Origin of the sequence: Acinetobacter sp. UBA801 (assembly GCA_002296655.1) — a bacterium.
In the GTDB taxonomy this organism is placed as follows: Bacteria; Pseudomonadota; Gammaproteobacteria; order Pseudomonadales; family Moraxellaceae; genus Acinetobacter.
In genome coordinates this window covers 42,038-54,494 of sequence record DBIN01000060.1, presented here as the reverse complement: position 1 = coordinate 54,494, position 12,457 = coordinate 42,038, and the positions used below count along the sequence as shown (strand labels likewise).

Annotated in this window: 12 protein-coding genes and 1 rRNA gene; 5 read left to right on the top strand and 8 right to left on the bottom strand. The window is 40.2% G+C overall.

The genetic code is table 11. From position 1 onward, the window contains the following. Positions 1-44 precede the first annotated feature (44 nt). From B2W49_RS12130 to ftsY, 5 genes are all read right to left on the bottom strand, one after another. Positions 45-1,581 (bottom strand): 16S ribosomal RNA (locus B2W49_RS12130). A 433-nt stretch (positions 1,582-2,014) separates the two neighbouring features. Beyond that, a complete protein-coding gene (locus tag B2W49_RS12125; RefSeq protein WP_291341611.1) occupies positions 2,015-2,680 on the bottom strand; it encodes a DUF2057 domain-containing protein in 666 nt (221 codons plus the stop codon). A gap of 196 nt (positions 2,681-2,876) precedes the next feature. Further along, positions 2,877-3,470 carry a nitroreductase family protein gene (locus B2W49_RS12120; protein ID WP_291341609.1) on the bottom strand — a complete coding sequence of 198 codons (594 nt, stop codon included), beginning with the start codon at positions 3,468-3,470 and terminating at the stop codon, positions 2,877-2,879. A 261-nt stretch (positions 3,471-3,731) separates the two neighbouring features. Continuing rightward, a complete protein-coding gene (locus B2W49_RS12115; protein ID WP_291341607.1) occupies positions 3,732-4,418 on the bottom strand; it encodes a nitroreductase family protein in 687 nt (228 codons plus the stop codon). Between the two features lie 193 nt (positions 4,419-4,611). Then, positions 4,612-5,718 carry a signal recognition particle-docking protein FtsY gene (ftsY, locus tag B2W49_RS12110; RefSeq protein WP_291341605.1) on the bottom strand — a complete coding sequence of 369 codons (1,107 nt, stop codon included), beginning with the start codon at positions 5,716-5,718 and terminating at the stop codon, positions 4,612-4,614. Positions 5,719-5,889: 171 nt separating this feature from the next. Here ftsY and B2W49_RS12105 point away from each other — a divergent pair, with 171 nt between their 5' ends. Together B2W49_RS12105 and B2W49_RS12100 are read left to right on the top strand one after the other, a co-directional pair. Continuing rightward, positions 5,890-7,239 (top strand): pitrilysin family protein, encoded by a 1,350-nt coding sequence (locus tag B2W49_RS12105; RefSeq protein WP_349677186.1) that lies wholly within the window; start codon positions 5,890-5,892, stop codon positions 7,237-7,239. A 12-nt stretch (positions 7,240-7,251) separates the two neighbouring features. Beyond that, positions 7,252-8,892, top strand: a complete 1,641-nt coding sequence (locus tag B2W49_RS12100) for a M16 family metallopeptidase (RefSeq protein WP_414630605.1) — start codon at positions 7,252-7,254, stop codon at positions 8,890-8,892. Here the strand turns inward: B2W49_RS12100 and B2W49_RS12095 are convergent. Both B2W49_RS12095 and B2W49_RS12090 read right to left on the bottom strand, forming a co-directional pair. Beyond that, positions 8,789-9,106, bottom strand: a complete 318-nt coding sequence (locus B2W49_RS12095; protein ID WP_291341600.1) for a hypothetical protein — start codon at positions 9,104-9,106, stop codon at positions 8,789-8,791. The two genes, B2W49_RS12100 and B2W49_RS12095, sit on opposite strands and share 104 nt — an antisense overlap. Before the next feature lie 127 nt (positions 9,107-9,233). Next, positions 9,234-9,593, bottom strand: a complete 360-nt coding sequence (locus B2W49_RS12090) for a hypothetical protein (RefSeq protein WP_291341598.1) — start codon at positions 9,591-9,593, stop codon at positions 9,234-9,236. Between the two features lie 219 nt (positions 9,594-9,812). On the opposite strand from B2W49_RS12090, the gene B2W49_RS12085 reads away from it, so the two are divergent. The 3 genes from B2W49_RS12085 to B2W49_RS12075 all read left to right on the top strand — a co-directional run bounded on the left by B2W49_RS12085 (position 9,813) and on the right by B2W49_RS12075 (position 11,123). Continuing rightward, positions 9,813-10,046 (top strand): hypothetical protein, encoded by a 234-nt coding sequence (locus B2W49_RS12085; RefSeq protein WP_004976599.1) that lies wholly within the window; start codon positions 9,813-9,815, stop codon positions 10,044-10,046. Between the two features lie 151 nt (positions 10,047-10,197). Continuing rightward, positions 10,198-10,572: a DUF2750 domain-containing protein gene (locus B2W49_RS12080; protein WP_070154476.1), complete on the top strand. Its 375-nt coding sequence runs from the start codon at positions 10,198-10,200 to the stop codon at positions 10,570-10,572. 116 nt (positions 10,573-10,688) lie between these two features. Further along, complete coding sequence (locus B2W49_RS12075; protein ID WP_291341595.1) at positions 10,689-11,123, top strand: CBS domain-containing protein; 435 nt, start codon at positions 10,689-10,691, stop codon at positions 11,121-11,123. A gap of 92 nt (positions 11,124-11,215) precedes the next feature. Here B2W49_RS12075 and trpB read toward each other — a convergent pair whose 3' ends face one another. After that, on the bottom strand, positions 11,216-12,424 hold the full coding sequence (gene trpB / locus B2W49_RS12070; RefSeq protein ID WP_291341592.1) for a tryptophan synthase subunit beta: 1,209 nt from the start codon (positions 12,422-12,424) through the stop codon (positions 11,216-11,218). Positions 12,425-12,457: the final 33 nt, after the last annotated feature.

The following is a 12,457-nucleotide window of genomic DNA, read 5'->3' as shown; positions in this document are numbered from 1 at the left end:
AAGAACAACTTGTTGTGGATTCTTACCAATCGTCAATCTTTCGTTAAGGAGGTGATCCAGCCGCAGGTTCCCCTACGGCTACCTTGTTACGACTTCACCCCAGTCATCGGCCACACCGTGGTAAGCGTCCTCCTTGCGGTTAGACTACCTACTTCTGGTGCAACAAACTCCCATGGTGTGACGGGCGGTGTGTACAAGGCCCGGGAACGTATTCACCGCGGCATTCTGATCCGCGATTACTAGCGATTCCGACTTCACGCAGTCGAGTTGCAGACTGCGATCCGGACTACGATCGGCTTTTTGAGATTAGCATCACATCGCTGTGTAGCAACCCTTTGTACCGACCATTGTAGCACGTGTGTAGCCCTGGCCGTAAGGGCCATGATGACTTGACGTCGTCCCCGCCTTCCTCCAGTTTGTCACTGGCAGTATCCTTAAAGTTCCCATCCGAAATGCTGGCAAGTAAGGAAAAGGGTTGCGCTCGTTGCGGGACTTAACCCAACATCTCACGACACGAGCTGACGACAGCCATGCAGCACCTGTATGTAGATTCCCGAAGGCACCAATCCATCTCTGGAAAGTCTCTACTATGTCAAGGCCAGGTAAGGTTCTTCGCGTTGCATCGAATTAAACCACATGCTCCACCGCTTGTGCGGGCCCCCGTCAATTCATTTGAGTTTTAGTCTTGCGACCGTACTCCCCAGGCGGTCTACTTATCGCGTTAGCTGCGCCACTAAAGGATCAAATCCCCCAACGGCTAGTAGACATCGTTTACGGCATGGACTACCAGGGTATCTAATCCTGTTTGCTCCCCATGCTTTCGCACCTCAGTGTCAGTATTAGGCCAGATGGCTGCCTTCGCCATCGGTATTCCTCCAGATCTCTACGCATTTCACCGCTACACCTGGAATTCTACCATCCTCTCCCATACTCTAGCTAACCAGTATCGAATGCAATTCCCAAGTTAAGCTCGGGGATTTCACATTTGACTTAATTAACCACCTACGCGCGCTTTACGCCCAGTAAATCCGATTAACGCTCGCACCCTCTGTATTACCGCGGCTGCTGGCACAGAGTTAGCCGGTGCTTATTCTGTGGGTAACGTCCACTCTTCTTAGGTATTAACCAAGAGAGCCTCCTCCCCACTTAAAGTGCTTTACAACCAAAAGGCCTTCTTCACACACGCGGCATGGCTGGATCAGGGTTCCCCCCATTGTCCAATATTCCCCACTGCTGCCTCCCGTAGGAGTCTGGGCCGTGTCTCAGTCCCAGTGTGGCGGATCATCCTCTCAGACCCGCTACAGATCGTCGCCTTGGTAGGCCTTTACCCCACCAACTAGCTAATCCGACTTAGGCTCATCTATTAGCGCAAGGCCCGAAGGTCCCCTGCTTTCTCCCGTAGGACGTATGCGGTATTAGCATCCCTTTCGAAATGTTGTCCCCCACTAATAGGCAGATTCCTAAGCTTTACTCACCCGTCCGCCGCTAGCTCAGTTACCGAAGCAACCTCGCCCGCTCGACTTGCATGTGTTAAGCCTGCCGCCAGCGTTCAATCTGAGCCATGATCAAACTCTTCAGTTAAAATCATTTTGTCACTTTATTCGAAGTGACCAAATCTGGCTCATCAATTTTCTGACTTAAATTTCGCTCAAATAAACTTCGAGTAATTTAAACCAATCAATTAATGAAAATAATTTCGATCAATCAACCAGTAAAAATCCACACAAGTTGTTCTTCATAATCTCTTAATGATTTTCTGTTATTTCATCAATAACAGCACCAACTCAATCAACACTGCGTTGGTGTGTTGGGTATTCTATACAGTTTTTGAATAGACGCAATATGTATTTTTAGTTTTTTTTCAAAAAAAGTATCATCCGCCTAAGTTTTAAGCGTATTTCATATTTTTCTTATAATTCGTCTTTTTTTACACTTTATCAGATTGGTTTTTTGAATAAATCCTTTTTAAACAAAAAAAAACAACCAGCTCAATTGAGCAGGTTGCAAATCTAGATTAGTTGACTTGTTCTGCAAGCCAAGACATAAATTTTTGTCGTTCTGCTTTACTGGCTTGTTGCCACAATTGAATCAATTGTTGCTCTTTGCCCTGTGTTTGCTTTTGAGTATGCAATGTTACTGAAGTAGTTTTCTCAGATGGCAACACTGCCGCCGCCGTATAAACTGCCGCTGGCTGATTTACTGTTGCACTGTTTTGAGTTGTATCTACTGTTTTATTGCGTAAGCTACCGATTAACCAACCAGTTGAACTTGCTTTGGCACCTGTTTGTTGTACTAGCAATTGATTCTTTTGATTATATAAGCCAATGCTAGGTTGATCTTTAAATTCTTTTGCAGCATCGAAATCTTTAGGTGGATTTACCAAAGCGAGTCGATAGTTTTCGCCATCTTGAAGAATCGGGGTTTTGAGTGTAATTACGCCCGATTTTAAAATATCGTGAGCACCATTATGATGTTCAAAATATTGTTGATAGCGCAAGTTAATGACATTTTCACCCGCATTAACTTTCACTTGCTGTGCAGAACTGAATAAACCAGAACGAATTTCTTGATCATTTACAGCGAGCAATTTAATTTCTTCTGGCACTGAAATGGTTACTGCTGAAAATGCTGAACTGCTAGCCATTAATGCAATAGCTGCTACGCCTAATTTAAATGCCATATTTCACTCTGTATCATTTATTAAAGTTTGATTGCACTATGCAATGTATAAATGACAGTTTTATGACAGTTTATAGGTTTAAGAATTTTCACATAAATAAGAAAGCCGTAAGACACATCATTACCCCCCTAACAACAAAAAAGTAGGATGAATCATCATCCTACTTTTTTGTCTGTACAGCATGTATTGCTGAAGCTTAGTTAAAGCTTTTGAAACGTTCTGCATCATCCATAAATGTTTTTTCACCAGCAGGTGCTTCAATTGAACCAAACACCAATTGCGCACGTAGTTTCCAGTTTGCTGGAATGTCATAAGTTTGAGCAACTTCTTCATCTACGATTGGGTTATAGTGCTGTAATGATGCTCCTACATTGATTTCAGATAACGCTGTCCACGCTGCGAATTGTGCAATCCCTGTTGAATGCTCTGACCATACTGGGAAGTTGTCTGCATAGAGCGGGAATTGTTCTTGTAAACCTTTTACAACATCCTGATCTTCAAAAAATAATGCTGTACCAAAACCTGCACTAAAGCTGTTAATTTTTGCTTCTGTGTTTGCGAATGCGTCTGCAGGAACCATTTTACGTAAAGTTTCTAAAACGATGTTCCAGAATTGTGTATGCGATGCACCGTATAAAGTCACAACACGCGAAGTTTGCGAGTTAAATGAAGATGGGCTTAAACGAACTGCTTGTTTGATCGTGCTTTCAATAGTTGCCTGATCTACAGGAACATTTTTACCAAGCGCATAGATTGAACGGCGTTTTTCTAATTGATTCAAAAATGACATTTTTTAATTCCTCTGCAGAATTTTTAGAAATCGATTTATACAGCGATTTTACGCCTTTTATTCAGCATAAACATTACAAAAAACACGACAGTGTGTTTTATGTATAGAACGATTATAGTTTCATAAGGTGACAAATGTATGTGACTGCATCTATATACTTTTATTCTACGGATAAAGTCTTTTGCAATACAAACATACCGCGATTCACTTTTTGTAGCGCGTAATTAGAAACCTGTTTGTCTAATCTTTTAACGCTTTTATTTAGCCATAAACTTTAAATTGATTTTGATAGTGTGTATGACTCCGTTCGGTTACTTCTTCTTCAATTGATCCAAAAACAAGTTGTGAGCGTAATAGCCATGTATCTGGAATATCAAAATGCTCCGCCACAGCACGATCTATGCTTGGATTATAATGTTGTAAAGATGCACCCACGCCTGAATCTGCCAATGCTGTCCACACCGCAAATTGCGCCATGCCTGAAGTTTGCTCCGACCAAATTGGAAATTCTGCAGCATTAAATGGAATTTTCTTTTGCAATTGACGAATCACTTGTTGATCTTCATAGAACAATACCGTGCCAAAAGCTGCTGCACATTGTTCAATTTTTATTTTCGTACCTGCAAAAACCTGATCTGGTACAAACTGGCGTTGTACTTCCAGTACTAAATTCCAAAATTTTTTATGTGGTTCAGAAAATAAAATAACCACGCGCGTACTTTCTGAATGATGTGCTGATGGACAGCTACGCACAGCTTCCTGAATAAGCTCTGTCTTATACGTTTGGCTAAAATGAGTGCGTTTTCCTAAAGCATAAACACTACGGCGCTTTTTTAATTGATCGATGAAAGTCAGTTCATTTGCATCATGGTTAGACTTTTTCTTAAGCTTAAAGTCTTTCGTGATATCTGCTGTAAGCATATGATTAATTTTATTTAAAATTGACATTTTGACTTGCCCTAAAAATCAATCGAAATCAATTTAATATTTTTCTTATTCTATATAAACAGATATGGTTTTATTCGCATTTGTATTTTTAGCTGTTGCTTTTTACAACACTCAAACCCACTAAAAACAACAAACTCCGCATTTTGCGGAGTTTGTGTGAAACTTACAGCATTTTATATTCTTAGTTAAAAAATCATTTTTCAGTTTCAAACAGTGCTGCAACAAAAGCCTTTGCCGAGAATGGACGTAAATCATCAATTTTTTCACCCACACCAATAAAGCGAATTGGCACGTGGGTACGACTTGCAATGTTAAATAAGACGCCACCTTTTGCAGTACCGTCTAATTTAGTGATAGTGATTCCTGTCAAACCAACAGCCTCATCAAACATTTCAACTTGGTTAATCGCATTTTGACCTGTGCCTGCATCCACCACTAACATCACTTCATGCGGTGCGGTTGCATCAATTTTTTGCATTACACGCTTAACTTTAGTCAACTCTTGCATTAGGTTGCTTTTGTTATGCAAACGTCCTGCTGTATCTGCAATTAGCACATCAATGCCTTTGGCACGCGCACTTTCAAACGCATCAAAAATAACAGAAGCACTGTCTGCACCGTGACCTTGTGCTACAACAGCAACATCGTTACGCTCGCCCCAGATTTGCAATTGTTCTGTCGCTGCAGCACGGAAAGTATCTCCTGCTGCCAGCATGACTTTTTTACCTTCACCCTGTAAGCGTTTTGCTAACTTGCCAATGGTTGTGGTTTTACCTACACCATTCACACCCACGACTAAAATCACATAAGGAGTTTTATTGGCATCAATATGTAAAGGTTTTACGCGTGGCACAAGCAAAGCCACTAATTCTTCTTGCAAAGCCTTATATAAAGAATGCGAATAAATTAAGTCACCACGCGCAGTACGCTCAGTCAAATTGGCAATAATAGTTTTCGTTGCATCTACACCAATATCTGCAACCAAAAGTTGTTCTTCGACTTCTTCTAATAATTCATCATCAATTTCTTTACCGCCAATCAGAATATTCACCATGCCATCGGCAAAGTTTTTACGGGTTTTGGTTAACCCTTCTTTCATGCGACTAAAGAAACCACCTTTCGCAGCTGCGTCTGTGTTTGATGATGTTTCAGCAGCAGGTTCAGACATTTCTGCTTGTTGTAAAGGTGTTGTTTCAACAATCGGAACATTTACCGCTGGTAAATTCGGTAATGTGACATCATCATCTCCGATATCAGCATCAATCAAAAATTTATTTTGCCCATTAGATTGCTGTTGCATGCCGAATCCTTGAAAAGCATTGCGTTAAAAAATCGGATTCTAACATAAACCAATTACTTTTACCTCGTCTTCCAACTACATAGCCGCATACAAAAAATACCCACAGCAATCCTTGCCTTTCCGTTTTAATTTCTAAAAGATAAGCCGATAACGATTGATATCCACTTGCTTATGTTCCAAATTTCAATGAATTCTGTTTATGCGTTGTGTTTAAGTTTAACGGCTTCGATTAGCTATGCAGAAGTTATAGCTATGAATAACACCTATGAAACCACGCTCAGCAATGGTTTAAAAGTCATTATTCGTGAAGACCATCGTTCTCCAATGGTGATGACACAAATTTGGTACAAAGTAGGCAGTAGCGATGAGTCGGGAAATACTCTTGGCATTTCACACGTACTTGAACACATGATGTTCAAAGGCACAGCCAAAGTGCCGAATGATGAGTTTACCCGTTTAAGTCGTATTTATGGTGGCAGTATCAATGCAGCGACCTTTACCAATTACACCAATTATTATCAGCTTTACCCCAAAACTTATTTGCCGCTGGCTTTAGAATTAGAAGCAGACAGAATGAGTAATTTGTTGCTTCGTCAACAAGACTTTGAGCCTGAAATTAAGGTGGTGATGGAAGAACGGCGGCAACGTACCGATGATAATCCGCGGGCTTTGGCTTTTGAACGCTTTAAATGGATTGCCTACCCAAGCAGCCATTATCGACAACCCATTATTGGGCACATGAAAAACCTGCAAAGTATTCAGCTGCAAGATGTACAGACATGGTACAAAAAATGGTATCGACCGAATAATGCTATTTTAGTGATTGTGGGTAATGTAGATCATCAAGGCGCATTGTTGCAAATCCAAAAGTATTTTGGAGATATTCCTAAAGCACCCACACCACCGCGTAATGATGTGTTGGAATTTGAACACTTAGGCTATCGGCACATGGAATTGTCTGCTGCTGTGCAAGTTCCTAATTTATATATGGCTTGGAATGTCGGTTCATTGGCAACAGCTAAAAATCCTCAAGATGCCTTTGCACTCACCATCATCAAACATCTGTTAGACAGTGGAATTACTTCACGTTTAGAACAACGTCTGGTCAGAAACAATAAGATTCTTAGCTCAGTCAGTGTCAGTTATGATCCCTATCAACGTGGGGACAGTTTGTTTAGTATTTCGGCATTGCCTGCAGCTGGTGTAGCATTAAGCGAAGCACAGGCCGCAATTCAAAACGAAGTGGATATGCTGAAACAGGATTTGATCAATGCAAGTGATATTGAACGCGTGGTGACTCAATTTGTTGCCAATTGGATTTATAGTCAGGATGATTTGGCAGAACAAGCCCGAACCATTGGCAATTTGGAAGTCAATGGATTCAGTCACCGTTTAATCGATGTTTTACCACAACACCTGCAAGCCATTACCTCCCAAGACCTTCAACGTGTTGCGCAAAGTTACTTTAACAAAGACAGACTTAGCACCTTGTATTTATTACCTCAAAGCACAACACCTTAAACTGTGATTTCCATGAAAAAACATCTATTCAGCACGCTTATTTTAAGCACGAGTTTTGGCCTATCTTCTCCTGGCTTCACAATGGAAACTGTCACCACAGCAGCCCATAATTTTGCTGAAACAGATGTAAGTACGCCTTTGCAATCTTTGAGCTTGCTACAAAGTTTAAATACTGTAAATGAATTGGTCGATGTTCGCGCTCCACAAGTGCATGAATTAAAAAACCATCAACACGTACGCACTTTATTTGTCGAAAATCCTGCTTTACCAATGGTTGATATTCAACTGACTTTTAATGCAGGTTCTGCCCGCGATGCAGAAATTGAAAAAGGTTTATTTGGCGTTGCTAATATGGCAGCTCAACTCATGGATGAAGGTACTAAACGTTATAAGGCTGAAGAAATTGCCGCAGCTTTTGAAACCACAGGCGCACGTTTTAGTGCCACTGCGTACCGCGATATGTTTGTGGTACGGCTAAGAACACTGTCTGAGCCGCAGAAAATGCAATCTGCAGTCAAAATGATGCTGGAAATATTGAAAAACTCGACTTTTGAGCGTTCCAATATCCAGCGTGTGCAAAGCAATACACAAATCGGACAAAAGCAGCTGCAAGAAAACCCAAGTCGCTTAATGAATATTCGCTTATATCGTGCAATTTACGGACAACATGTCTATGCGGAACCTATTACGGGAACCAATGCCAGCATCAAACGGATTCAACCAGCGCACTTACAACAATTTAGAGATCAGTTTTTGGTCGCGCAAAATATGAATATTGCCATTACAGGAAAATTGACCTTAAAAGAAGCAGAAAAACTTGCCAATACCATCAGCGCACATATTGCCCAAGGTGTTGCAGCAACAGCTTTGCAACAGCCTACACCTGCAACACATTTCAACATCCAGCATATTCCCTATCGCTCACACCAAGCGCATGTCAGTATTGCGCAACTTGCGACCACACGCGATGATCCTGATTATTTGGCTTTGGAAATTGCCAATAAAATGCTGGGTGGCAGCAGTTTCAATTCTATTTTGATGAAAGAATTACGAGTAAAACGTGGCTACACTTACGGTGTAAGCAGTTCGTTTCGTTTTACCCAAGCAGCGGGTTTATTTAGCTTAGGCTATTCTACGCGCCAAGATCAGTTACTCGATAGTATTCAGGTCGCTCACCAAAGCTTAATTCAATTTGTGCAACAGCCCATCAATTTGGAGCAATTAAAAGAAACCAAAGCAGGTTTAATTCGTGCTTTTCCGAATCAATACAGCAGCAATGCCAGTATTAATGCCCAGCTTGGACACATCGGTTTTTATCTGCTTCCTGCAAATTATTTAAGTGATTATGCAGAACGCGTGGAGAAAATTACCGCTAAGGATGTGCAACGTGCGATTCGCAAACATTTACACCCAGATCGTTTAACTTTGGTGATTGTGAGCGAACATTTAGATAAAGCGGCATTGGAAAAAATGCTACAGGACAATTTACTTGCGCCAATATCTTTAACTCCGACACCGCGCAATATGAAAACGACGCCAATAGATAAAATTATTCTTGCACCAAGGCAGGAAGTTGTTGAGCCCGATCTTGCTCCATCTGATGTGCCTGCATCAATTTTAAATAATGCACATAACGAATTGGACGTTGATTGAGTAAACGCACTGCCATGTCTTGGGTATTGGCATACATAGATTGTTGCGACAAACGCTCAACATTTTGAAATTGTTGCACCCCAACTGGGCGATAAAGCGCAACACTTGATAAAGTTAAAATAATAAAAATGATACTCAGCACAACAATATTATAAATTTGCTCGAGTTTCAGTTGAGAAATAAATTGAATCGTTTTTTGAATTGCGTTGTGCATGACCTACCTCTAATCGCCTTAGTGTAGGATGCCCGTGTGAGTTGTACAAGTTAAACAGCTCAATTTTTACTGTATCGTCACGGTAAAAATTGAGCCTTTTTCTACAAATTCTACAAAGCATTCAGCTTTAGCCAATGGTGCCACGAATGACAGCAAAGTATAAAACCAATGCAATGACTGCAAGCACCAAGAAAATAGCAAATATACTGACACCGCCCTCTGCTTCGGCAGGATGCAGTTCATCTTCATCTGCGATACGGAGTAATTCACCATCATAATTACGATAAAATTCTATACGATCGCTTCGCTCTAAAGTCTTTGCAAAATCAGCCACACGTTTACGTTGCGCCAAGCAGTATTCACCTAAATGAATATCACGACGGAAAATTGCCTCATCTAGTTTTTTTCGGTGATGATGTGCCAACTCAATAATTTGAGAAGTCAATGGAGGTACATCAAAAGCACATCCGTCTACGGATCTTGTCATGTTATTCTCCTTTTTTATCATGCTTAGAGCTTTAGTTTAATCAAAATTAAACTTGTTCAATGTTTAATCATGTAAACTTGAAATATGCTAATCAACCCCGATAATTATTTGACAATTCAATCAAATTGTAATATTAGTTTAACAATAAAGCGTTAAATTGATATGAAGCCTAAAAGGTAGGCTTAAATTAGTAATCATAATTACAATAAGGAGTTTAATATGATTCAAACGATCTCTCACCATGACTTAGAGCATGTTTATGCAAATGCGGTAAACACAATTCATTCACAAATGAACTTCCAAGATGCGGTAAAACAACTCGAAGAAGCTGCACGTGCAGGACATGGTAAAGCAGCAATGTTCTTGGCAGAACTGTATTATCAAGGTTTCCGTGTTGAACGTGATTCATTGAAAGCGCAATACTGGCAAAACATGGCCACCATGCAAGCATAATAAAACGTCACTTAGGTGGCGTTTTTTTTGACCCTTAATTTAGATATTTAAACCATAAATACATATTTACTTACGATTTTAAGCAAAGCTTAAACGGTATATTCATCTATTCTTTTTACAATATAGCCAAATTTTACAACCTTGCTTGATTATGAATCAGATTAACCAACTCCACCCTTTACCAAGGGATTTCCTGCTTAAAGTTACACTATTAAAATCAATGATGTACTGCGGTGTACTTTGGGGTTTATATCATCAAGGGTGGGCAATGAGTTCAGATCACGATGATTATATTTTCCCTTTTTGGTTAAATGCTGTACAAGCGCATAAATATGCGGCAAAACACTGGCCACAATACAGTCCTCGTAAAATTTCCGCGCAGGATTTCGAGACTTCTTTATTACCAACGCTCACTCGTTTAAATGTCATACCAACCTTGTATGGTTCGTCAAGTCAAAAAATTAAACTGACCACTTCACAAATGAAGCATTTCTTTTTTAATGAACCTGCGTTAAATATTGCATAAATAGAACCGGAATAGAATTGACGTAAAAATACAATCGTGACGCTAAAGTATTTGCAATTTTTACAATTCACGTTACTTTAAAAGTCAAACAATAAACAACAATCAGGACACAGAATATGACCAAGGTAATTCATGTTTTACAAGATAAAGCACATCACGAAATTTACACAATTCGCCCAGAAGCAACGGTTTTAGAAGCTATTAGTTTAATGGCTGACAAAGGCATTGGTGCGTTGGTGGTTACCGATCAAAACAATCATGTGGTTGGTATTCTGTCTGAGCGTGACTACACCCGTAAAGTTATTTTGATGGAACGAACCTCTAAAAGCACGACAGTCAGTGAAATTATGACTGCTAAAGTACTGACCGTGACCAAAAACACCAGTGTTAAAGAATGCTTGAACTTAATTACTGACCATCATTTACGTCACTTGCCTGTACTTGAAGATGAACAGTTGGTAGGTTTGGTGTCGATTGGTGACTTAGTGAAAGCGACTATGGATGATCAACGCAAACTGATCGAACAATTACAACAATATATTGCAAGCTAAGTAACTGTATTTTCAACCTGAAAAATATAAATAAAGATAAATAAAAACCGCCTAAACTTACACATTTAGGCGTTTTTTCATATTCAGTAAAATTAGTTCAAACCTAATTTTTCTGCTACATAGTCTGAGTCTTTATCACCACGACCTGAAAGATTAACTACAATTTTCACGTCTCTTGCCATTTTTGGTGCTTCACGCAAGGCCCACGCTACCGCATGTGAACTTTCCAAAGCAGGTACAATCCCCTCTACACGTGACAAGGTCATAAAGGCATCTAAACATTCTTGGTCTGTTGCTGTTGAATATTCCACGCGACCAATATCTTTTAAAAAGCTATGTTGTGGCCCTACACCAGGATAATCCAAACCCGAAGCAATTGAATGGACTGGCAATGGCTCACCCTGTTCATCTTCAAGCACATAACACGCCATGCCGTGTAACTGACCAGGTTTACCCAAAGTTAAGGTTGCTGAATGCTGATCTGTATCTAAACCATGCCCTGCAGGTTCTACACCCACAAGCTTAACTTCAGGATCATTTAAGAAAGCAGTAAATGCACCCACTGCGTTTGAACCACCGCCCACACATGCCACGATGTAATCTGGACTTACCCCAAAACGTTCTTGGCTTTGCATTTTAATTTCATCACCAATAATTGCCTGGAAATCACGTACCATTTTTGGAAATGGATGTGGGCCAACCACTGAACCAATTGCATAAATATAGTTTTTCGGGTCTTTTAAGTATTCTTCAAAAGCACTGTCTACAGCATCTTTTAAAGTCGCTGTACCACGTGTGACTGATATCAGGTTGGCACCTAAAATTTTCATTTTCACGACGTTTGGATGTTCTTTTTCAATATCGACCTGTCCCATGTTAATTTCACACGGAATACCCACAAGGGCACATGCTGTTGCCAATGCTACACCATGTTGTCCCGCACCTGTTTCTGCAATAACTTTGGTTTTACCCATATATTTGGCTAGCAATGCTTCACCTAAACAGTGATTGATTTTATGTGCACCCGTATGATTTAAATCTTCACGTTTTAAATAAATTTGCGCACCACCCAACTGCTCAGATAAACGCTTTGCATGAAACAAAGGACTTGGGCGACCTACATAATTGGCAAATAAATCTTTTAATTCATTTTGAAATTCTGCCGTTTTACGAATTTCCTCATAAGCAAGCTTAATTTCATCCATGGCTACTTTTAAATGCGGTGGAATAAACTGCCCGCCATATTGCCCGAAAAAAACTTCTTCGTTCGGTAATGCGATGCCATTGATTTGATGTTCCATCTCAATCCCCCTTAAATTGAAATTCACGTTGCT